Here is a 21,454-nt window from a genome sequence, read left to right as displayed (position 1 = left end):
CCGCGTAACATGCAAACGTTGTCACATTCTCGACGAGGAGGCGCACGTGAGCGACCCGTGGACCCTGCACCCCGACCGGGCCCTGCCCGCAGACCCGACCACGCGGGGCATCGCCCGCGAGATCTACGCGGCCACCAGGGACCTGCCGATCGTGTCGATGCACGGTCACGTCCCGGTCGAGTGGTTCGCGCAGGACTCGTCGTTCGGTGACCCCGCGCAGCTCTTCGTCGTCCCGGACCACTACCTCACGCGCATGCTGGTCTCCCAGGGCGAGACGCTGCCGCGGCTCGGGGTCGGCTCCACGGGCACGGAGGCGGCGGAGACCGACCCTCGTGAGATCTGGCGGCGGTTCTGCGCCGGCTGGCAGCACTTCCGCGGCACCCCCACGCGGTACTGGCTCGAGCACGCGTTCGTGGAGATCTTCGGCGTCACCCAGCGCCCCTCGGCCGCGACGGCCGACGCGATCTACGACCAGGTCGCCGCCCGGATCGCCGAGCCGAGCTTCCGTCCGCGCGCGCTCCTCGACGAGTTCAACATCGAGGTCATCGCGACGACCGACGCCGCGTGGGCCCCCCTGGAGGACCACCGGCGCCTGGCGAAGGACGGCTTCGGCGAGCGCGTGCTCCCGACGTTCCGCCCCGACCCGCTGCTGCACGTCGACCGCCCCACGTGGCGCGACGAGATCGTCCTGCTGGCCCGTTCCGCCGACCACGAGATCGACGGCTACGACGACTTCCTGACGGTCCTGCGCGCGCGGCGCCAGCAGTTCATCGAGGCGGGCGCACGGGCCACCGACCACGGCCACCTCTACGCCGACACCACCCCGTTGGACGACGCCGAGGCGCGCCGGGTGTTCGACGCCGCGCTGGCCGGGACGGTCACGGCCGCGGAGGCCCGCGCGTTCAGCGGGCACATGCTGTTCCAGATGGCGGCGATGTCCGCCGAGGACGGTCTGGTCATGCAGCTGCACCCCGGCGTCCTGCGCAACCACGCGTCGGCGCCCTTCGCGGCGTTCGGCCCGGACAAGGGGTACGACATCCCGGTCGTCACGGAGTTCACGCGGTCGCTGCGGCCGGTGCTCGACGCGTTCGGGCACCACCCCGGCTTCCGGATGATCGCGTTCACGGTGGACGAGGACGTGTACTCGCGCGAGCTCGCCCCGTTGGCGGGGGTCTATCCCGCGCTGCGGCTCGGCGCCCCGTGGTGGTTCCTCGACTCCCCGGACGCGATGCGCCGGTTCCGCGAGGCGGCGACCGAGACGGCGGGCTTCGACAACCTGAGCGGGTTCGTGGACGACACCCGTGCGTTCTGCTCCATCCCGGCCCGCCACGACCTCGCCCGCCGGGTGGACGCGGGGTACCTCGGCCGGCTCGTCGCCGAGCACCGGCTGGAGCTGGACGAGGCGGCCCAGACCGCCGTCGACCTCGCCTACCGCCTCCCCCTGGCCGCCTACCCCGCCCCCCGCTGAGGGTTGTGGGCGCGATCTCTGGCCCGTCTCGTCCGTTTCGTCCTGGTCTCGAGCCCAGAAATCGCGCCCACAACGGTACGCCTGACGCCCTCGCTCGAAGGAGAGCCCCATGCCCGCCACCGCTGGCCGGCGCGTCGTCCACCCGGCCTGGTTGCCCGACGCCGCGTTCCGGCCCGTCGGCAGCCGTCGCCTCGCCCTCCGGTCACCCGGTCCGCAGGGGGACGACGGCGGCACCCCGGCCGGGTCCGAGGTGCTCGCCGCGCTGCGGGCCGAGCTCGACCGGGCGACCACCACCCACGCAGGTGCCGTCGTCGGGCCCGACGACACGCCCGACCTCCTGCTGCTGCTGTCCGCGACGGCCGCGCCCGGGTTCCGGCTCGAGCGCACCGCGGGCCGGGTCACCGTCACCGCGGCCGACCCGACCGCGCTGCTGCACGGCTGGTTCCACGTGGTGCGCCTCGGCGAGCCGGCGTTCACGGGCGGGCCGGGCGACCCGGACGTCGAGCACCACGCACCCGCGAGCGCCCTGCAGGTCCTCGACCACTGGGACAACGTCGACGTCCATCCCGTCATGGGCCAGGTCGAGCGCGGGTACGCGGGCGGCTCGATCTTCTACGAGGCCGGCCACGTCCGCACCGACCTGACGCGCGTCACCGCGTACGCCCGGCTGCTTGCGGCCGTCGGCATCGACCGCGTGTGCCTCAACAACGTCAACGTCCACGCCCGCGAGGCCCGGCTGCTCACCGAGGACCGGGACGAGGTGGCCCGCCTCGCCGCCGCGCTGCGCCCGTACGGCGTGCGCGTCCACCTGGCCGTGAGCTTCGCGGCACCGATGACCCTGGGCGGCCTGACGACGTCGGACCCGCTGGACGAGGACGTCCGGACCTGGTGGCGTGACGCCGCGGACGGCATCTGGGCGGCGGTGCCGGACTTCGGCGGGTTCGTCGTCAAGGCCGACTCCGAGGGCCAGCCGGGACCGTTCGCCTACGGTCGCGACCACGCCGACGGTGCGAACATGCTCGCCGAGGCGGTCGCCCCGCACGGCGGTCTGGTGCACTGGCGGGCGTTCGTCTACAACCACACCCAGGACTGGCGGGACCGGTCCACGGACCGCGCCCGCGCCGCCCACGACCACTTCGCCCCGCTCGACGGCCGGTTCGCCGAGAACGTGGTGGTCCAGGTCAAGCACGGCCCCCTCGACTTCCAGGTGCGCGAGCCCGTCTCCCCCGTGCTCGCCGCGATGCCGCGCACCCGGGTCGCGCTCGAGCTGCAGGTCACCCAGGAGTACACGGGCCAGCAGCGCCATGCGGTCTACCTCGGCCCGGCGTGGAGCGAGATCCTGCGCTGGCGCCCGTGGGGCGACGGCGGCGTGACCGTGGCCGACGTCGTCGCGCCCTCGGGCGGGTTCGCCGCCGTGTCGAACGTCGGCGACGACCGGTTCTGGACGGGTCACCCCCTGGCCCAGGCCAACCTGTACGCCTACGGGCGGTTGACCTGGGACCCGACGCTCGATGCCACCGCCGTCCTCGACGAGTGGATCACGCTGACCTTCCCGGACGCGCCCACCCAGCTGGGCGAGGCGATCCACGCGATCCTCGACACGTCGTGGCGCACCTACGAGCTGTACACCGCTCCGCTCGGCGTCGGGTTCATGGTGCGCCCTGGCCACCACTACGGCCCGGACGTGGACGGGTACGAGTACACGCCGTGGGGCACGTACCACTTCGCCGACCGCGACGGCATCGGGGTGGACCGCACCCGCGCGACCGGCACGGGGTACACCGGCCAGTACCCCGCGCCGTGGCGGGACGTCTACGAGTCGCGCGAGACCTGTCCCGACGAGCTGCTGCTGTTCTTCCACCACGTGCCGTACACCCACGTGCTGCACAGCGGCACCACGGTGGTCCAGCACGTCTACGACACCCACTTCGAAGGCGTCGAGCGCGTGCGCGCCATGGTCGAGCGCTGGGAGGAGGTCGCCCCCCTGGTGTCCGACGACGTCGCGCAGCGGGTGCGCGACCGGCTGGCGGAGCAGCTCGCCTCGGCCGTCGAGTGGCGCGACCAGGTCAACACGTACTTCCTGCGCAAGTCGGGGATCGGCGACCTCCGCGGCCGGACGATCTACTGACCGCCGGGCGTCAGCCCGAGGCCCCGAGCCGACGCGAGACCTGCGCCGCCGCCCGCCCGACGGCGGCCGCGAGCGCCTCGCGCCGGGCTCCCGTGACGTCGTCGGACCGGAACGTGAGCGCGATCCCGGCGACCGGGTACCCCGTGTGGTCCACCACCGGGTGCGCCACCGAGGACAGTCCGTCGGTGACCTCGCCGTCCTCGACGGCGTGACCTCGGCGGCGCGCGTCGCGCAGCACCGCGCGCAGGGCCTGCAGCGTGCGCGGCCCGACGCCGGTCCGGTCGGTCAGGACCGAGGCGCTCGGGAAGAGGGCACGGACCTGCGCGGCGGGCAGCCGGGCGAGCACGGCCCGACCGCTGGCCGTCAGGTGCGCGGGCAGCCGGACGTCGACGTCGGAGACGAGGCTGGGGCGGTGCGGCGCGCGCTGCTCGACGAGGTAGAGCACCTCGCGACCGTGGAGCACCGCGAGGTGGACACTCTCGCGGGTGGACTCGACGAGGTGCGCGACCACGGGGCGGGCGAGCCGCGCGAGCGGCGCCTGCCGGGCGTAGGCCGACCCCAGCGACAACGTGGCCGTGCCGAGCCCGTACCGGTGGTCCTCGGGCAGGTGGACGACGTAGCCCTCGTCCGCCAGCACGGACAGCAGGTGGTAGACGGTCGAGCGGGGCAGGCCGAGGTGGTGCGCCACGGCGGCCGCCGGCGAGGGTCCGGCCTGCGCCGCGAGGTAGCCGAGCACACGCAGCACGCTGCGCGCGGCGGGGACGTCACCCATCCTTGCCTCCCGTTGTCTGGGATCCCAGACTCAACCGCCGCGCAGCGTCTGTCCAGCCCGCTGCCCATGAGGTGTCCTGGGCGTATGACCGACACCCTGGCCCCACCGGCCGGCCACGCCGACGGCACGGCCGCCGTCTCGATCACCGGCGACCCCCTGACCGTCGACGACGTCGTCGCCGTCGCCCGGCACGACACGCCCGTCCGCGTCGCCGACCGGGCCCGGGCGACGATGGCCGCAGGCCGCGCCGTCATCGAGGACCTCGCCGCCGACGACCGCCCGCACTACGGCGTCACCACCGGGTTCGGAGCGCTGGCCCGTCGACACGTCCCCGCCTCGCAGCGTGCACGTCTCCAGCTCAGCCTGGTCCGCTCCCACGCGGCAGGGACCGGCCCCGAGGTGGAGCGCGAGGTGGTGCGCGCGCTGCAGCTCCTGCGGCTGAACACCCTGGCGACCGGCCGCACCGGCGCGCGCCCCGTGGTCGCCGAGACGTACGCCGCCATGCTCGAGGCGCAGATCACGCCGATCGTCCACGAGTTCGGCTCCCTGGGCTGTTCCGGCGACCTCGCGCCGCTGGCCCACGTGGCGCTCGCGGCACTCGGGGAAGGCACCGTCCACGACGCCGACGGCGGCACCCGCCCGGCGCTCGACGCGCTCGCCGAGGCAGGCGTGGAGCCCCTGGTGCTGCGTGAGAAGGAGGGCCTGGCCCTCATCAACGGCACCGACGGCATGCTCGGCATGCTGTGCCTGGCCGTCGCGGACCTGCGCCTCCTGCTCACCACCGCGGACGTCGCCGCGGCCGCCAGCGTCGAGTCGCTGCTCGGCTCCGACGCCGCCTTCGCCGCAGACCTGGTGGCGATGCGCCCGCACCCCGGCCAGGCGGCGTCGGCGACGAACCTGCGGGCGCTGCTCGACGGGTCCGCCGTCGTCGCCAGCCACCGCACCCTCGACGCGGCGGGCCGGCCGGAGTGCACGCGCGTGCAGGACGCCTACTCGCTGCGCTGCGCGCCGCAGGTGCACGGGGCCGCACGGGACACGCTCCACCACGCCGCCGCCGTCGCCGACCGCGAGCTGGCCTCCGCCATCGACAACCCGGTCGTCACCGTCGACGGCCGCGTCGAGTCCAACGGCAACTTCCACGGGGCACCTGTCGCCTACGTGCTCGACTTCCTCGCCGTCGCGGTCGCCGACGTCGCGTCGATGAGCGAGCGACGCACCGACAGGTTCCTCGACGTGGCGCGCAGCGAGGGCCTGCCGCCGTTCCTCGCCGACGACCCCGGCGTGGACTCCGGCCTGATGATCGCCCAGTACACGGCCGCGGGGATCGTCAGCGAGCTCAAGCGGCTGGCGGCACCCGCCAGCGTGGACTCGATCCCGTCCTCGGCGATGCAGGAGGACCACGTGTCCATGGGCTGGGCCGCCGCGCGCAAGCTGCGCCGCGCCGTCGACGGGCTCGGGCGCGTGCTCGCGATCGAGCTGCTCACCGCCACCCGTGCTCTCGACCTGCGCTGCACCGGCGGCCTCGAGCCTGCCGCCGGCACCGGCGCGGTGCGCGACCTGCTGCGCACCGCCGTCGCCGGACCTGGACCGGACCGCTTCCTCGCCCCCGAGATCGACGCCGTGACCCGGCTCGTCGTGGGCGGCGACGTGGCCGCCGCCGCGAGCGCCGCCGTCGGCCCGCTCCGCTGACCCCACACCGAAGGAGACGACGATGTCTTTCGACCGCGGCACTCCCGTCCCGGTCCGCGCCCCGCGCGGGACCACGCTCACCGCGCGCAGCTGGCAGACCGAGGCGCCGCTGCGCATGCTCATGAACAACCTGGACCCGGAGGTGGCGGAGCGGCCGGACGACCTCGTCGTCTACGGCGGCACCGGCCGTGCCGCACGCGACTGGCCGAGCTACCACGCGATCGTGCGCACGCTCACCGACCTGCGCGACGACGAGACGCTGCTCGTGCAGTCCGGCAAGCCCGTCGGGGTGCTCCGCACGCACGAGTGGGCGCCACGCGTGCTCCTCGCGAACTCGAACCTCGTGGGCGACTGGGCGACGTGGCCCGAGTTCCGACGTCTCGAGGCCATGGGCCTGACGATGTACGGGCAGATGACGGCCGGATCATGGATCTACATCGGCGCGCAGGGCATCCTGCAGGGAACCTACGAGACGCTCGCGGCCGTCGCGGCCAAGAGGTTCGGCGGCACGCTGGCCGGGACCCTCACCCTGACGGGCGGGTGCGGCGGCATGGGCGGCGCGCAGCCGCTCGCGGTGACGCTCAACGGCGGCGTGTGCCTCGTGGTCGACGTCGACCACGCGCGCCTCGAGCGGCGCGTGCGCGAACGGTATCTCGACGAGGTCGCGGACGACCTGGACGACGCCGTCCGGCGGGTCGAGTCCGCCCGACGCGAGCGCCGTGCCCTGTCCGTCGGCGTGGTCGGCAACAGCGCGCACGTGGTGCCCGAGCTGCTGCGACGCGGCATCGAGGTGGACGTCGTGACCGACCAGACCTCGGCGCACGACCCGCTGTCCTACCTCCCGCTCGGGGTCTGCGTGGACGAGTGGGTCGACTACGCCGCCGCGAAGCCGGAGGAGCTCACCGACCGGGCGCGCGAGTCGATGGCCCGGCACGTCGAGGGCATGGTCGGGTTCCTCGACGCGGGCGCCGAGGTGTTCGACTACGGCAACTCGATCCGCGACGAGGCACGCCGCGGCGGGTTCGACCGGGCCTTCGACGTCCCCGGCTTCGTCCCCGCGTACATCCGGCCGCTCTTCGCCCAGGGCAAGGGACCGTTCCGGTGGGCCGCGCTGTCCGGTGACCCGCGGGACATCGCGGCCACGGACGACGCCGTGCTGCGGCTCTTCCCCGACGACGACCACCTGCACCGCTGGATCCGCGCCGCACAGGACCGGGTCGCGTTCCAGGGCTTGCCGGCGCGCATCTGCTGGCTCGGGCACGGGGAGCGCGACCGCGCCGGGCTCGCGTTCAACGAGCTGGTCGCCTCCGGCGAGGTCCGTGCGCCCGTCGTGATCGGGCGGGACCACCTGGACGCCGGGTCCGTCGCGTCGCCGTACCGCGAGACCGAGGGCATGGCCGACGGCTCCGACGCGATCGCCGACTGGCCGCTCCTCAACGCGCTCACCGCGGCGTCCTCGGGGGCCACCTGGGTGTCGCTGCACCAGGGCGGCGGCGTCGGCATGGGTCGGTCGATCCACGCCGGGCAGGTCTCGGTCGCGGACGGCACGCCGCTCGCCGGGCAGAAGCTCGAGCGCGTGCTGTCCAACGACCCGGCGCTCGGCGTCCTGCGGCACGTCGACGCCGGGTACGACGGCGCCGTGGCCGCCGCCGGGCGCGGCGGGCTGCGCGTGCCCGGCCGGGAGGCATGATGCACGAGGTCGAGCACCACGAGCACGGGGCGACGCTGCTGTTCGGCATCGGCGAGCTGACGACCAACGTGCCGGGCGTGGCCGGCGCCGACGACCCGGACGACCCCACCGCCGTCGTGCGCGACGCCGCGATCCTCCTCGACGGAGACCGTGTCGCGTGGGTGGGACGGGAGGCCGACGCCGCGGCCGGGGTCGAGGCGGCGATCGGGCGGGCGCCCGACCGGACGGTCGACGTCGGCCGGCGGGCCGTGATCCCCGGGTTCGTGGACTCGCACACGCACCTGGTGTTCGCCGGGGACCGCGCGGCCGAGTTCGAGGCGCGCGCGGCCGGTCGCCCCTACACGGCCGGCGGGATCCGCACCACCGTCACCGCCACACGAGCGGCGTCGGACGACGCGCTGCGCGCCGGACTGGCGCGGCACGTCGCCGAGGCCGCCGCCCAGGGCACGACGACCCTCGAGATCAAGAGCGGCTACGGGCTGACCGTGGCCGACGAGGAACGTTCCGTGCGGCTCGCGCGGGAGGTGACCGACGAGGTGACCTTCCTCGGGGCGCACGTGGTCCCTCCCGAGCTCCAGGGGCGCGAGGACGAGTACGTCGAACTCGTGTGCGGCGAGATGCTCGCCGCGTGCGCGCCGGCCGCGCGGTGGGTCGACGTCTTCTGCGAGACGGGAGCCTTCACACCCGACCAGGCGCGGCGGGTGCTCACGGCCGGTGCCGCCGCGGGGCTGGGCGTGCGTGTCCACGCCAACCAGCTCGGCCCCGGCGACGGCGTGCAGCTCGCTGTCTCGCTCGGCGCAGCCTCGGTGGACCACTGCACGTACCTGTCGGACGACGACGTCGCGGCACTCGCGTCCTCGTGGACCTCGGCGGTCCCCGGCACGGGAACCGTGGCGACGCTGCTGCCGGGCGTCGAGCTCTCGACCAGGCAGCCCTACCCGGATGCGCGCCGGCTGCTCGACGCCGGCGTCGTCGTAGCGCTCGCGAGCGACTGCAACCCGGGGTCCTCCTACACGAGCTCGATGCCCCTGATGGTGGCGCTCGCGGTGCAGGAGACGGGGATGACCGTCGCCGAGGCCGTGCGGGCCGCGACGGCGGGCGGGGCGGCAGCGTTGCGGCGGTCCGACGTCGGCCGGCTCAGCCCGGGCGCGCGGGCCGATCTCGTGGTGCTGGACGCGCCGTCGCGGACCTACCTCGCCTACCGGCCGGGCGTGCCGCTGGTGTCCCACGTCTGGAAGGAAGGACGCGAGCTCCACCCGTCGAGGTAGGGCTACCCGGTGCGCAGCGCGAGACCCGCGAGCGCCTCCAGCACGCACAGCGCGGCGAGCCGCACCGTCCGGCCGTCGGGGGCGTCGGCCGTCGCATCCACCTCGGCGACGTCCACCGACCGCACGCTCCGGCCCTGCACGAGCCCCCGCACGAGCGCACGGAGCTCGTGAGCCGCGATCCCGCCCGGGACGCTCGCCGGGCACCCCGGGGCGACGGACCGGTCGCAGACGTCGACGTCGACGTCCAGGTGCACGGGCCCGCTCGCGGCCCCGGCGACCTCCAGCGCCTCGGCGACCACGGCTGCGACCCCTCGGGACCGCAGCTCGTCGAGCGACACGACCCGGATCCCCAGCTCGTGCGCCCGCCGCCCGTACGCCGCTGAGTTCGCGAAGTCCGCGATCCCGATCTGCACGACCCGCGCCGGGTCGAGGCCCGCCTCGATCAGCCGCCGCACCGGGGAACCGTTCGAGACGCCGTCGCGCAGGTCGTGGTGCGCGTCGAGCGTGACGAGCCCGGCCGTCCCGATCTCCCGTCCCCAGGATCCGAGCGCCGCGGGCACCGTCAGCGCGTTGTCCCCGCCGAGCGCGACCAGCAACCGGGCACCACGCACGGCCTCGGCGACGGCGGCGCGCGCCCGTTCCTCCCCTGCCGGTCCGTCGGGGTCGGGCACGTCGCCGTGGTCGACGACGGCGAGAGCGCCCAGGTCGACCGTGCCGCCGCCGTCGAGCACCCGGCGCGGGTCGGGATGCCTCAGCGCCGGGCTGTACCGGCGCAGCGCCTCGCGCACGGCGGCGGGCGTCGCGTGCGCACCCGTCGGGGACAGGGAGGTACGCCAGGTGCCGATCCCCAGCAGCGCGACGTCAGCGGGACCGGGACCGGGCGCGGGCCAGCCTCCGGCGCGCGGCCAGAGCGGGTCCTGGGAGAGGCTCACGGGGACTCGACGAACCGCAGTCGCACCTCGGCGAGCAGCGGCTTCTCCCAGCGCAGCAGCAGCGCCACGAGGAGCACGCCGAACGCCGCGAGCACCGCCGGTGCGGTCAGGAACACGACCGCACCGGCGAGCACGACGGCGGACACCACCGCCAGGGTCACGCGCGGCAGGCGGCCGAGGAAGTACAGCGCGAGCCGCGCGGTGTCACGGCCGCGGAAGCTGAAGAACGACGCGATGACGGTGGCCTGGACCATCCAGAGCAGCAGGATGACGGCGAGGCCGATGAGGATCCCGGCCCACCAGACCGGCACGCCGGCCACGGCGATGTTCACGGTCGTCCAGGACAGCACCGCGAGCGCGAGGAGTCCCGGCACCCACACCTTCAGCACGTCGCCGAGGTTCATCCGGTACCCCTTGACGAACGCCGGGCCGGGGGTCAGGCCGTCGTCTCGGGCCTTGGCCCCGAGGGCGAAGAGCGCCGCGGAGAGTGCCGGCCCGACGAACACCGCCGAGCCGACGGCCAGCGGCACGTTCGACGGGTCCGGCGCGATGAGGAAGAGCAGCACGACCGTCGGCGACACGCTGATCGCCAGGAGCAGCCCGACCACCAGCAGCCGGTACACCGTCGACGTCGCCCGGCCGGCGGGCCCGTGGTCGTGGTCGCCGGGGACCGGCGCGTCTGAGGTCGTCACATCACGTACCGTACGGCCCCCGGCCCAGGATCCGGGAGTCGTCGAGCCACGGCGGGGTCTCGTCGTGCACGGCGTCCAGCTCCACGAGGGTGACCTCGTGGCGCCCCAGGGTCAGGTCGAGGGCGACCCGCCCGTCGACCGCCTCGAGGGACCGGTGGCTGCGCGCCGGCCCGGCGGCCTCGTACAGGGCTTCGAGCTGCCGGGGACGCGGGGATGCCGGCCGGCCCATCTCCCGCCACGCCGCCCAGGCGTTCCCCTCGGTCTCGTTGACCACCGACCGGTGCGCGTACACCGTGCGGGACCCCGGCACCGGGACCGAGAGCCGCAGCTCGTGGCGCTCGCGCTCGACCGGGTCGTCCGTGCCGCCCACCGGCTGCCAGGCGAGCACCGTGACGCGTCCGGCGTCGTCGCGCGTGACCAGGTGGTCGGCACCGCGCGAGAGGACGTGCCGTCCCATCCGCGCCATGAAGGCGTAGACGTGGAACGTCGGCTTGCGGACCTGCCGGTGGGTGACCATGCCGAAGCCGCCGTGGAACAGCGACGTCGGCACGCCCTCCTCCTCGAAGGTGTCGCTGAACGTCCAGTAGGAGAACGAGTCGACCAGGTCGCCGCCCGCCGCGAGCACGGGCGCGAGGTACGCGGCGTTGTACGCCGTGTCGTGCACCGGGTTGTCCGGCCGGTAGGAGGTGTTGAACTCGGTGACGTGCATCGGCAGGTCCGCCAGGGGCGTCCCGGCGAGCAGCTCCTTGGGGCGGGCGAACTGCTCCAGCAGGCGCTGCGGCTCACGGACGGTCTGGTAGACGCCGAACGGCACGTGCTGCGCCTGGCCGGACGTGTAGGCGTGCACCGAGACGAAGTCGCACGGCACGTCGCGCGCCAGGACGAACTCGGCGAACGGCTCCCACCAGTCGTCCGCACCCGGGGAGAGGGCCGGGCCGCCCACCTGCAGCGAGGCGTCCACGTCCTTGACGGCGTGCGCCGTCACCTCGTAGAGCCGCAGGTAGGCGTCCCGGTCGGCGCCCTGCCAGAAGTGCGTCAGGTTGGGCTCGTTCCACACCTCGATCGGCCAGGTGCGCACCTCGTCCAACCCGTAGCGGTCCACGAGGTGGCCGACGATGGCACGCACCAGCGCCGCCCACTCGCGGTGGTCCCGGGGCGGGGTCACGTTGCCCCGCCACCAGAACACCGTCTGGTCGCCGGACGCCAGGCCGGTCGGCATGAAACCCAGCTCGATGAACGGCTTGATCCCGAGCCGGAGGTAGGCGTCGACGACCTGGTCGACGTAGGTGAACGCGTAGCGTGTCGCGGTGTGGCCGGCGACGTCGTACGGCCGGTGCACCCCGACGTCGTCGGAGAGCAGGCCGTGGCCCCGGACGTACCGGAAGCCGATCTCGCGCTGCACCAGGGCCAGGGACTCCTGGACGTCCTGGCGCAGCGCGAGGTTGAAGCGGCCCGTGCCGACGCAGGACCGCCAGGCGTCGCTGAGCTCTCCTACGGGTTCGGCGGGCACGGTGAGGCGAGGCACGGGGCTCCTTCGGGTAGTCAGTCGCCGACGCCGGCGGCAGCGTTGGCGCGGTCGACGTAGTCGGTCATGCCGGCGCCCTCGAGCTCGGCGACGTACGCGTCCCACTCGGACATCGGGCGGTCACCGAGCATGAACTGGGCGGTGTTCTGCATGACGACGTCCTGCAGGGTGGTCTGCTGCAGGCCGGCCTGCTCCTGCTCCATCTCGTCGTACTGGACGGTCGGCGGGATCGGCAGCTCTTCCTTGACCGCGTTCATCCCGTCCATGAACTCGATGACCTCGTCGCTCATCATCGACTTGTCGAGGTCTTCGGTGGAGCCGTGGGCGATCGACCAGACGCCGTTGTAGTAGCCGAAGTCGGCGTTGAGGAGCTGGGGGGCGTCCGGGTTCAGCTCGCCCCAGCCGACCTCGTCGACCAGGACGCGCTCGTCACCCTCACGCTCGAACGTCTCGCCCTCGACGCCCCACTTGGCGAACTCGAGGCCCTCGTCGGAGTAGTAGAGCCAGTCGACGAACTGCAGCATCGCGAGGAAGTCGTCCTGCTCGGCGGCCTGCGCGGAGAACATCAGGCCGGACTCGCGGCGCGTGCCGCCCGGGATGTTGTCGCCGGCCGGACCGCCGGGGACGACGATCTGCTTGATCTCGGCGTCGTCGTCACCGGTCTCGGCGAAGGCGTCGCGGTACTCGAGCAGCACCTGGTCGTTGGAGCCGATCGCCGCGGCCTGACCGGAGGCGAACTTCTCCTTGGCCTGGTCGTCGTCCTGCGTCAGCGCCTCGGGGTCCAGCAGACCGTCCGCCACCAGGTCGGCGAAGTACTGGACCAGGGCCCGGTACTCGTCCGAACCGCCGGCGTACTCGTAGGCGCCGGCCTCAGCGTCCCACTGCAGGCCGAGCCCGTAGCCCCATCCGGCCACGGTCCCGAAGTTCGGCGCGGCGGCACTCATCGTGGCCTCGATCGGGCCGTTGATCGACCACCGGTCGGTCATGGCGTGGTCGAGGTCCGGGTTCTCCTCGGCGATGACGGCGAGCTGCTGGGCGAACTCGTCCCACGTCTTCGGGTGCTCGAGCCCCGCGTCGTCCCAGAGGTCCTGGCGGATGGCCACGGAGTACTGGTGCTTGGCGACCTCGTGCAGGCCCGGGATCATGTAGTACTTGCCGTCGGCCTGGCGCTGCGCCTCGATCTCCTCGGTCAGCCCCCACTCCTCCACCTTCTGCTGGAAGTTGGGCATGTACTGCACGTAGTCGGAGATCGGCAGGATCGCGCCACCGCCGATGAACTGGATCTCGTCGCCCGGGTACGTGGCCGGCATGATGTCGGGCGCCTCGCCCGAACCGATGAGCACCGAGCGCTTCTGCTGCATGTCCTCGAGCGGCACGTTCTCGTAGTCGAACGTGACGTTGTTGTCCTCCTCGAGGTGCTGGACCAGCGACCAGTCCTCCTTGAAGGGGTAGTTCGGGTGGTCGCGGTAGAGCAGCCCGAACTCGACGGGCTCGGTGGCCACGAACGTGTCGCCGGCCGCGAAGTCCTCCATGTAGCCGACCTGTGAGGCCGTGTCGATCGCGCCGGCCTCGCCTCCCTCCTCGGGGTTCTCGCTGCCGCCCGAGCAGGCGGTCAGGGTGACGGTCAGCGCGACGACGGCGCCTCCCGCGACGATCTTGCTCCGGATGATCCTCATGGGTCTCCTCCTGTGGTGAACGTCGTTGTTCGCGACGGTGGGGCGGGCCTCAGCCCTTGACCGAGCCGAGCATCACGCCCGACACGAAGTACTTCTGGATGAACGGGTAGAAGCAGATGATGGGCAGCACCGTCAGCAGCATCGCGACGGCTTGGATGTTGGCGCCGATCTGCACCGTCTCCATCCCCGCCTCCACGCCGCTGCCGGTCGCGCCGGCCAGCAGGTTGCGCAGGTAGAGCGTCACGGGCTGGAGCCCGGGGTCGCTCAGGTAGAGGAACGCCGGGAACCACGCGTTCCAGAACGAGACGGCGTAGAACAAGATCATGGTGGCCACCACCGCCTTCGACAGCGGCAGCACGATGCGCCCGAAGATCCCGTAGGTGGTCAGCCCGTCGATCGACGCCGCTTCCTCCAGGTCCTGGGGGAAGTTCTCGAAGAACGACTTCATGACCAGCAGGTTGAACGCGCTGATCGCGTTGGGCAGCACGATCGCCCAGATGGTGTTCTTCAGGCCGAGGTTGGTGATGAGCAGGTAGTTCGGGATGAGGCCGCCGTTGAAGAACATCGTCACCACGACGAGCCCGATGAAGAACGACCTGCCCTTGAGGTGCCGCTTCGACAGCGCGTACGCCATCGTGGTGGTGAGCACCATCGCGACCCCGGTCGCCAGGACCGTCTGGATGATCGTGTTGCGGTAGCCGGTCCAGAAGCGCTCGTCGCCGAACACCGTCTCGAAGGTGGTCAGGTTGAACCCCTTGGGCCAGAGGTTCACCTCGCCGGCCACGATGTACCCCTGCGAGCTGAACGCCTGGGCGATCAGGTTCACGAACGGGTACAGGGTCACCAGGCAGACGAGGACCAGCAGCACCGCGTTGACCACGCGGAAGATCGTGTAACCACGGCTGTCCTTGACCGTCGTCGGGACCGACCGGACCGCCGAGATGTCCGGTGTCCTCGGCGTCGTGCTCACCACAGGGACGCTCCAACCAGTCGCTTCGAGATGGCGTTGGCCGACAGGACGAGCGTCAGGCCGATGAGGGCCTCGAAGAGGCCGATCGCCGCCGCGTAGGAGAAGCTGCCGCTCGTCAGGCCCACGCGGTAGAGGTAGGTGGCGATGACGTCCGCCGTCGAGTAGGTCAGCGGGTTGTAGAGGAGGAGTACCTTCTCGAACCCGACCGCCAGGAAGGTGCCGATGTTGAGGATGAGCAGCACCACGATGGTGGGGCGCATGCCGGGCAGCGTGATGTGCCAGATCTGCTGCCACCGGTTGGCCCCGTCGATGCGCGACGCCTCGTAGAGCTGGTCGTCGATGGTGGTCAGCGCGGCGAGGTAGAGGATCGTGCCGAACCCGACGACCTGCCAGATCTCCGAGCCCACGTAGACGGAGCGGAACCAGTCGGCCCGCTGCATGAACGAGATCTCCTCGCCGCCCACGGCCGTGATGATCTGGTTGATCGTGCCGTTGAGCGCCGTCAGCTCGTAGACGAACCCGGCGACGATCACGATCGACATGAAGTGCGGCAGGTAGCTGATCGTCTGGACGGCCTTCTTGAAGCGGCGCGACCGGAGCTCGTTGAGCATGAGCGCCAGGACGATCGGCAGCGGGAAGACGATGACGAGGGTCAGCGCGCCGAGGATCACCGTGTTGGTGAACACCCGCCAGAACGTGGGGTCGTTCAGGAACATCTCGACGTAGTGGAACCCGACCCACTCGTCGCCGAAGATCGACCCGCCCGGCCGGAAGCGCCGGAACGCGATGACGTTGCCTGCCATGGGCACGTACCGGAACAGCAGGAGGAACGCGATCGGCAGGACGAGGAACGTGTAGAGCCGCCAGTCCTTGCGCAGCGCACTGGCCCAGGTCTCGCGGCGACGTCGGCGTGCCCCTGCGCCCGACGGCGGATCTTCCGTCGTGTCGACGACCACGGCGGGGGCTGTGCGCACCGCCTCGGTCCCTTGTGTCATGTGCTGCTCCTGGTTCGTCACGTCGTCGTGGCGGGCCGTCGAGCCCTGTGGCACCTATGCCTACCGAAAACTTTCGGTGTTGAAAACGTTGTCAACGCGAGTGACACTAGGCGGAGCAGCCAGAGCGGTCAAGTGGCGGGCGGTCACATTCGTGTCACGACACGGCGTTCTGGTCGCCGTCGGCCAGTCCATCGGCGCTACCATGGCTCCGAAAGTTTCGTTCAACCGCACCCTGAGAAGAGCCCTGATGACCGCTTCCCGCACCGCGCCGACGATCGCCCAGGTCGCCCGAGAGGTCGGCGTCTCGGTCCCGACGGTCTCGAAGGTGCTCAACGGGCGGCCCGACGTCGCCTCCGCCACGCGCGCGCGGGTCGAGGAGGCGCTGGACCGGCACGGCTACCGCCGCCGGCGGCCAGGCATCCCCCCGACGGGGGCGGGGCTCATCGACCTGGTCTTCCACCGGCTGGGCTCGACGTGGTCGCTCGAGATCATCCGCGGCGTCGAGGACACCGCCGCCGCGGGCCGTACGAGCGTGATCCTGTCCGAGCTCGGCGGCCGGCACCGCCCGCCGCGCACATGGCTGGAGACCACCCTGGCCCGGCCCCCGCTCGGCGTGCTGCTCGTGGCGTCCCAGCTCACCGCGGCGCAGCAGCGGCGGCTGACGAGCAGGTCCATCCCGTTCGTCGTCATCGACACCGACGGCGAGCCCCCGCCGGACGTGCCCACCGTGGGGTCCGACAACTGGAACGGAGGGCTCGCGGCGACGCGACACCTCGTCGAGCTCGGGCACCGCCGGGTCGCCGCGATCTCCGGGCCGTCCGACATGCTGTGCAGCCGGGCCCGCATCGACGGCTACCGCAGCGCTCTCGAGTCGGCGGGGATCGCCGTCGACCCCACGCTCGTGGACTCCGGCAACTTCTACGTGGAGGCCGGCTACGACGCCGCGCGACGCCTGCTCGACCGCCGGGACCGGCCGACGGCCATCTTCGCCGGCTCGGACATGCAGGCCATCGGCGCGCTGCGCGCCGCGCAGGAGCTCGGCCTGAGGGTCCCCGACGACGTCTCGGTGGTCGGGTACGACGACCTCCCGCTCGCGCAGTGGACCGTCCCGGCTCTGACCACGGTGCGGCAGCCGCTGGCGGAGATGGGGGCCGCGGCGACCCGCATGGTGCTCGAGCTGGCCGCCGGGACCACCCCGGCGGTCACCCGGGTCAACCTCGCCACCGAACTGGTGGTCCGGGAGTCGACCGCACCCCCACCCCTGACCCCCTGACGCAGGGGTGGGGGGTCAGGCGGTCAGCGCTGGACGCGCGCGCTGCCGCCCGCGGCGAGCTTGGCCACCTCGGGGAGCGTCGCCGTCGTCGTGTCCCCCGGGGTCGTCATGGCGAGCGCGCCGTGCGCGGCGCCGTACTCCACGGCCTCGGCGAGGGACTCCCGCTCCAGGAGCCCGTACGCCAGGCCCGAGGCGAACGAGTCGCCGCCGCCCACGCGGTCGAAGATCTCCAGGTCGGCGCGGTGGGTCGCCTCGACGAAGCCCTCGGCGCGCGACCACGCGATGGCACCCCAGTCGTTGACGGAGGCGGACTTCACGCCGCGCAGCGTCGTGGCGATCACCTGGAAGTTCGGGTACGCCTCGGCCGCCGTGCGGATCATCGCCCGGAACGCCCCGGTGTCGAGGTCCGTCAGCGACTCGTCGACGCCCTCGACCTCGAACCCGAGCGAGGCCGTGAAGTCTTCCTCGTTGCCGATCATCACGTCGACGTGGTGCGCGAGGCGGCGGTTGACCTCGCGCGCCCGCTCCACCCCGCCGATGCCCTTCCACAGCGAGGGACGGTAGTTGAGGTCGTAGGAGACGATCGTGCCGTGCCGGCGGGCGGCGGACATGGCGGCCTCGGCGACGTCGGCGGCCGACTCCGACAGCGCCGCGAAGATGCCGCCCGTGTGCAGCCAGCGCACGCCGGAGGAGAACAGCGCGTCCCAGTCCACGTCGTCGGGCTGCATCTGCGAGATCGCGGTGTGCCCGCGGTCGCTGGCCCCGACGGCGCCCCGCACGCCGAAGCCGCGCTCGGTGAAGTTCAGCCCGTTGCGCACCTCGCGGCCGATACCGTCGAAATCGCGCCACTGCACCCAGGACGTGTCCAGGCCGCCGGTGAGCATGCAGTCCTCGACCAGTCGGCCGACCTCGTTGTCCGCGAGCGCCGTGACGATGGCGCCCCGCAGGCCGAAGCAGCGGCGCAGCCCCCGGGCGACGTTGTACTCGCCGCCGCCCTCCCAGACGTCGAAGCTGCGGGTGGTGCGGATGCGGCGGTCGCCCGGGTCCATGCGGAGCATGACCTCGCCGAGCGCGACGACGTCGTAGCGGCAGTCCGCGGCGGGGCGCGTGGTGATCGAGGGGTTGGTCATGAGTTCTCCTTCACGAGGGTGACAGCCTCTGCGGTGAGGCGGGTGATCTCGGCCCAGTCGCCGGCGTCGACCAGGTTCTTGGCGACCATCCACGAGCCGCCGACGGCGAGCACGGACGGCAGCGCGAGGTACTCACCGAGGTTGGCGGCGCTGATGCCGCCGGTCGGGACGAACCGCACGTCGCCGAAGGGCGCCGCGAGCGCCTTGAGGGCCGCGGGGCCGCCGACGACGGAGGCGGGGAAGAGCTTGACGGTCTCGACGCCGAGGTCGAGCGCCGCCATGATCTCGGTCGGCGTGGCGACACCGGGCAGCACGGGCACGCCGTGGTGCTGGGCGCGCTCGACGACGCTGCGCGACAGGCCGGGCGAGACGATGTAGCGCGCGCCGGCGTCGACGACGGCGTCCACCTGGGTGGCGTCGACGACGGTCCCGGCGCCGACGACGACGTCGGGGTGGCGGCGCGCGACGGCGCGGATGGCGTCGAGCCCGCCGGCGGTGCGCAGGGTGATCTCGGCGACGGGCAGGCCACCCGCGACGAGGGCCTCGGCGAGCCGCACGCCCTGGTCCGCGCCGTCGACCACGACGACGGGCACGAGACGGTGCTGTTCGAGGGTCTTCAGGGTGTCGCCGGGTGACATCTGCTCTCCGTTTCGCTATGGTGAACGCCTGTTGTTTACTACGGAATGCACCCTAGCAGGACGGTCCCATGGAACCCAGCCCGCTCGGCAGCGTCGACAAGGCCCTGCTCACCCTCGACGCCCTCGGCCGCGCCGGCGCCGACGGCACCTCCCTCGCCGACCTCGCTGCGGAGGTCGGCGCCAACAAGTCCACCCTGCACCGCACCCTCGCTGCGCTGCGCCACCGCGGCTACGCCGAGCAGGCCGAGGACGGCACCTATCGCCTCGGCCCCGCCGTCCTCGCGCTCGGCAGCACGTTCCTCGCCGAGGAGAACCTGCCGGCCCTCCTGCGCCCCGCGCTCGACGCCCTGAGCGCCGACGTCGACGAGCTCGTCCACCTCGGCGTCCTCGCCGGTCGCGAGGTCGTCTACCTGGAGAAGGTCGAGCCGCAGCGGGCGGTGCGCGTCTGGTCAGCCGTCGGACGCCGCCGCCCGGCCGCGACGACGGCGCTGGGCCGCGCGCTCCTGGCCGCCGGGCCGTTCGACGACGACGAGCTCGCCCGCTACGCCGACACGGACACGACGGCGGACCGGCTCCGCAACGCCGTCTCGGCCGCCCGCCGCCTCGGGTACGCCACCGAGACCGAGGAGAACGAGCCGGGCATCGCCTGCGCCGCCGTCGCCGTGCTCCGGGCGGGTCGGCCGCTCGCCGCCGTGTCCATCACCGCACCCGCCGAACGCATGACCGGCGCGGCCCGCGACGCGCGGATCGGCGCCCTCACCGAGACGTTCGCTGAGCACCTGCCGGTCGGCCTGAGCATCGCGGCAGCACCAAGGCGGTCCTGACCGGCGCCCGTCGGGCAGCGGTCCTGACCGGCGCCCGTCGGGCACCATGGCTGCCATGACCTCCACGCGCCCTCGCAACCCGCTCGACCTGCTCTTCATCGGCGGCTCCGGCATCATCAGTGCCGCGTCCGTCGCTCGCGCCGTGGCCCAGGGCCACCGCGTCACAGTCCTCAACCGCGGCCGGTCCACCACCCGCCCGCTGCCGCCCGAGGTCGAGACGCTCGTGGCGGACGTCACCGACGACGACGCGGTCGACGCCGCGATGGCGGGCCGCGACTTCGACGTCGTCGCCCAGTTCCGCGCCTTCTCCCCCGACCACGTGACACGCGACATCGAGCGGTTCACGGGGCGCACCGGCCAGTACGTGTTCATCTCCAGCGCGTCGGCATACCAGACGCCGCCGTCCCGGCTGCCGGTGACCGAGTCCACGCCGCTGCGCAACCCGTACTGGCAGTACTCCCGCGACAAGATCGCCGGGGAGGACCTCCTGGTCCGCGCCTACCGCGACGATGCCTTCCCTGCCACGATCGTGCGCCCCAGCCACACCTACGACCGCACGCTGCTGCCCACGCTCGGCGCCTGGACCGACGTCGCCCGGATGCGGGCCGGCAGGCCGGTCGTCGTGCACGGCGACGGCACGTCGTTGTGGACGCTGACGCACACGGACGACTTCGCCGTCGGGTTCGTCGGCCTGCTCGGCCACCCGCACGCCGTGGGCGACACGTTCCAGATCATGGGCACGCACGCCCCCACCTGGGACCAGGTCTACACGTGGCTGGGCGCCGCCGCCGGGGTCCCCGACCCGGAGATCGTGCACGTGCCGTCCGAGGCGATCGCGCGGGTCCTGCCCGACGTCGGCGACGGGCTGCTCGGTGACAAGGCCCACTCGATGCTGTTCGACTGCGCCAAGCTGCAGGCGCTCGTGCCCGAGTTCGCCACCACCATCACCTACGACCAGGCCGCCCACGAGCAGATCGCCTGGTACGACGCGCACCCGGAGGCGCAGGCGCCCGAGGCCGTGCTCGACGCGGCGTTCGACCGGCTCGTGCAGCATGCCCGGTCGATCTGAGCGCGGCACGTAGCCTGGCGCCGTGACCACACCTCTCGTCCTGCTGGACCTCGACGGCACGCTCATGGACTCCGCGCCGGGCATCACGGCGTCGGTGGCGCACGCCTACCGCACGCTCGGGCTGCCGGTGCCCGACGCCGCCGCGTTGCGCTCGTTCGTCGGCCCGCCGATCCCGGACTCCTTCCCCGTCCACGGCGTGCCCCGCGAGCGCGTCGGCGAGGCGATCGTCGCCTACCGGGCCGCGTACTCCGCCGGGGGCATGTTCGACAACTCGGTGTTCGACGGCGTCGCCGCGGCCCTGCGCGAGCTGCGCGCGGCCGGCTGCGCCATCGCCGTCGCCACCAGCAAGCCCGAGGTGTACGCGCGACCCATCTGCGACCGGTTCGGCCTGACCGAGCTGGTCGACGACGTCTTCGGCGCGCCGCTGGACGAGGCGACGTCGACCAAGGCCGACGTGATCGCGAAGGCGCTCGCCACGCTCGGACGACACTCCCCGGCCGCGCCCGAGGACGGCCCGGTGCTGATGGTCGGCGACCGCGAGCACGACGTGCACGGCTCCGCCGCGCACGGCATCGACTGCCTCGGGGTGACCTGGGGCTACGCCGCACCCGGCGAGCTCGAGGCGGCCGGCGCCGTCGGGCAGGTCCACGACGTCGCGGCACTGGCACGGGAGATCTTGGCTCGGCTGCGCTGAGCCGGCCGCCGCCGGCGCCCC

18 protein-coding genes are annotated in these 21,454 nt (G+C 72.9%); 9 read left to right on the top strand and 9 right to left on the bottom strand.

Annotated elements, in window-relative coordinates:
* The first annotated feature begins 46 nt into the window (after positions 1 to 46).
* Together uxaC and ACWAT2_RS05735 are read left to right on the top strand one after the other, a co-directional pair.
* Entirely contained in the window at positions 47 to 1,468 is a 1,422-nt protein-coding gene (gene uxaC / locus ACWAT2_RS05740; protein WP_402373909.1) for a glucuronate isomerase, read from the top strand.
* Between the two features lie 109 nt (positions 1,469 to 1,577).
* Positions 1,578 to 3,596, top strand: a complete 2,019-nt coding sequence (locus tag ACWAT2_RS05735; protein WP_402373907.1) for an alpha-glucuronidase — start codon at positions 1,578 to 1,580, stop codon at positions 3,594 to 3,596.
* Positions 3,597 to 3,606: 10 nt separating this feature from the next.
* Here the strand turns inward: ACWAT2_RS05735 and ACWAT2_RS05730 are convergent, their stop codons facing one another.
* Entirely contained in the window at positions 3,607 to 4,368 is a 762-nt protein-coding gene (locus tag ACWAT2_RS05730; RefSeq protein ID WP_402373904.1) for an IclR family transcriptional regulator, read from the bottom strand.
* An 84-nt stretch (positions 4,369 to 4,452) separates the two neighbouring features.
* On the opposite strand from ACWAT2_RS05730, the gene hutH reads away from it, so the two are divergent.
* From hutH to hutI, 3 genes are read left to right on the top strand one after another with little or no spacing between them, the layout of a single operon-like run.
* Positions 4,453 to 6,057, top strand: a complete 1,605-nt coding sequence (gene hutH / locus ACWAT2_RS05725; RefSeq protein WP_402373902.1) for a histidine ammonia-lyase — start codon at positions 4,453 to 4,455, stop codon at positions 6,055 to 6,057.
* A 22-nt stretch (positions 6,058 to 6,079) separates the two neighbouring features.
* Entirely contained in the window at positions 6,080 to 7,747 is a 1,668-nt protein-coding gene (gene hutU / locus ACWAT2_RS05720) for a urocanate hydratase (RefSeq protein WP_402373900.1), read from the top strand.
* On the top strand, positions 7,747 to 9,015 hold the full coding sequence (hutI, locus tag ACWAT2_RS05715; protein ID WP_402373897.1) for an imidazolonepropionase: 1,269 nt from the start codon (positions 7,747 to 7,749) through the stop codon (positions 9,013 to 9,015). Before hutU ends, hutI begins: the two co-directional genes overlap by 1 nt.
* Before the next feature lie 2 nt (positions 9,016 to 9,017).
* Here hutI and ACWAT2_RS05710 read toward each other — a convergent pair whose 3' ends face one another.
* Genes ACWAT2_RS05710 through ACWAT2_RS05685 form a run of 6 tightly spaced genes read right to left on the bottom strand, consistent with a single transcriptional unit; the run spans position 9,018 to position 15,805 of the window.
* Entirely contained in the window at positions 9,018 to 9,947 is a 930-nt protein-coding gene (locus tag ACWAT2_RS05710) for an arginase family protein (protein WP_402373894.1), read from the bottom strand.
* On the bottom strand, positions 9,944 to 10,639 hold the full coding sequence (locus ACWAT2_RS05705; protein WP_402373891.1) for a glycosyltransferase: 696 nt from the start codon (positions 10,637 to 10,639) through the stop codon (positions 9,944 to 9,946). The genes ACWAT2_RS05710 and ACWAT2_RS05705 overlap by 4 nt, the downstream gene beginning before the upstream one ends.
* Before the next feature lies 1 nt (position 10,640).
* Positions 10,641 to 12,164, bottom strand: a complete 1,524-nt coding sequence (locus ACWAT2_RS05700) for a GH39 family glycosyl hydrolase (RefSeq protein WP_402373889.1) — start codon at positions 12,162 to 12,164, stop codon at positions 10,641 to 10,643.
* 17 nt (positions 12,165 to 12,181) lie between these two features.
* Entirely contained in the window at positions 12,182 to 13,840 is a 1,659-nt protein-coding gene (locus ACWAT2_RS05695; RefSeq protein WP_402373886.1) for an ABC transporter substrate-binding protein, read from the bottom strand.
* A 49-nt stretch (positions 13,841 to 13,889) separates the two neighbouring features.
* The gene (locus ACWAT2_RS05690; RefSeq protein ID WP_402373883.1) at positions 13,890 to 14,813 is read right to left on the bottom strand and encodes a carbohydrate ABC transporter permease; all 924 of its coding nucleotides are present in this window, start codon (positions 14,811 to 14,813) and stop codon (positions 13,890 to 13,892) included.
* Entirely contained in the window at positions 14,807 to 15,805 is a 999-nt protein-coding gene (locus ACWAT2_RS05685; protein ID WP_402373880.1) for an ABC transporter permease, read from the bottom strand. The genes ACWAT2_RS05690 and ACWAT2_RS05685 overlap by 7 nt, the downstream gene beginning before the upstream one ends.
* A 247-nt stretch (positions 15,806 to 16,052) precedes the next feature.
* Between ACWAT2_RS05685 and ACWAT2_RS05680 the strand changes: the two genes are divergently transcribed.
* Entirely contained in the window at positions 16,053 to 17,078 is a 1,026-nt protein-coding gene (locus ACWAT2_RS05680) for a LacI family DNA-binding transcriptional regulator (RefSeq protein ID WP_402373877.1), read from the top strand.
* Between the two features lie 23 nt (positions 17,079 to 17,101).
* Here ACWAT2_RS05680 and ACWAT2_RS05675 read toward each other — a convergent pair whose 3' ends face one another.
* Positions 17,102 to 18,208 (bottom strand): sugar kinase, encoded by a 1,107-nt coding sequence (locus tag ACWAT2_RS05675; RefSeq protein WP_402373874.1) that lies wholly within the window; start codon positions 18,206 to 18,208, stop codon positions 17,102 to 17,104.
* Positions 18,205 to 18,846 carry a bifunctional 4-hydroxy-2-oxoglutarate aldolase/2-dehydro-3-deoxy-phosphogluconate aldolase gene (gene eda, locus ACWAT2_RS05670; RefSeq protein WP_402373871.1) on the bottom strand — a complete coding sequence of 214 codons (642 nt, stop codon included), beginning with the start codon at positions 18,844 to 18,846 and terminating at the stop codon, positions 18,205 to 18,207. Before eda ends, ACWAT2_RS05675 begins: the two co-directional genes overlap by 4 nt.
* A gap of 68 nt (positions 18,847 to 18,914) precedes the next feature.
* On the opposite strand from eda, the gene ACWAT2_RS05665 reads away from it, so the two are divergent.
* From ACWAT2_RS05665 to ACWAT2_RS05655, 3 genes are read left to right on the top strand one after another with little or no spacing between them, the layout of a single operon-like run.
* Entirely contained in the window at positions 18,915 to 19,670 is a 756-nt protein-coding gene (locus tag ACWAT2_RS05665) for an IclR family transcriptional regulator (RefSeq protein ID WP_402373869.1), read from the top strand.
* Between the two features lie 55 nt (positions 19,671 to 19,725).
* The gene (locus ACWAT2_RS05660; RefSeq protein WP_402373866.1) at positions 19,726 to 20,739 is read left to right on the top strand and encodes an NAD-dependent epimerase/dehydratase family protein; all 1,014 of its coding nucleotides are present in this window, start codon (positions 19,726 to 19,728) and stop codon (positions 20,737 to 20,739) included.
* Positions 20,740 to 20,761: 22 nt separating this feature from the next.
* On the top strand, positions 20,762 to 21,433 hold the full coding sequence (locus ACWAT2_RS05655) for an HAD hydrolase-like protein (protein WP_402373864.1): 672 nt from the start codon (positions 20,762 to 20,764) through the stop codon (positions 21,431 to 21,433).
* Positions 21,434 to 21,454 lie beyond the last annotated feature (21 nt).

Source organism: Isoptericola sp. GX10416, assembly GCF_056590155.1.
Note: the sequence above shows the minus strand (reverse complement) of the source record. Positions and strands in the feature narration are given on the sequence as shown.

Bases quoted from the DNA above. Each gene is read 5' to 3' on its own strand.
- hutI (WP_402373897.1), top strand. From the start codon at position 7,747: ATGCACGAGGTCGAGCACCACGAGCACGGGGCGACGCTGCTGTTCGGC.
- ACWAT2_RS05660 (WP_402373866.1), top strand. From the start codon at position 19,726: ATGACCTCCACGCGCCCTCGCAACCCGCTCGACCTGCTCTTCATCGGC.
- hutU (WP_402373900.1), top strand. From the start codon at position 6,080: ATGTCTTTCGACCGCGGCACTCCCGTCCCGGTCCGCGCCCCGCGCGGG.
- ACWAT2_RS05665 (WP_402373869.1), top strand. From the start codon at position 18,915: ATGGAACCCAGCCCGCTCGGCAGCGTCGACAAGGCCCTGCTCACCCTC.
- ACWAT2_RS05695 (WP_402373886.1), bottom strand. From the start codon at position 13,840: ATGAGGATCATCCGGAGCAAGATCGTCGCGGGAGGCGCCGTCGTCGCG.
- ACWAT2_RS05680 (WP_402373877.1), top strand. From the start codon at position 16,053: ATGACCGCTTCCCGCACCGCGCCGACGATCGCCCAGGTCGCCCGAGAG.
- ACWAT2_RS05730 (WP_402373904.1), bottom strand. From the start codon at position 4,368: ATGGGTGACGTCCCCGCCGCGCGCAGCGTGCTGCGTGTGCTCGGCTAC.
- ACWAT2_RS05685 (WP_402373880.1), bottom strand. From the start codon at position 15,805: ATGACACAAGGGACCGAGGCGGTGCGCACAGCCCCCGCCGTGGTCGTC.
- hutH (WP_402373902.1), top strand. From the start codon at position 4,453: ATGACCGACACCCTGGCCCCACCGGCCGGCCACGCCGACGGCACGGCC.
- ACWAT2_RS05675 (WP_402373874.1), bottom strand. From the start codon at position 18,208: ATGACCAACCCCTCGATCACCACGCGCCCCGCCGCGGACTGCCGCTAC.
- ACWAT2_RS05735 (WP_402373907.1), top strand. From the start codon at position 1,578: ATGCCCGCCACCGCTGGCCGGCGCGTCGTCCACCCGGCCTGGTTGCCC.
- eda (WP_402373871.1), bottom strand. From the start codon at position 18,846: ATGTCACCCGGCGACACCCTGAAGACCCTCGAACAGCACCGTCTCGTG.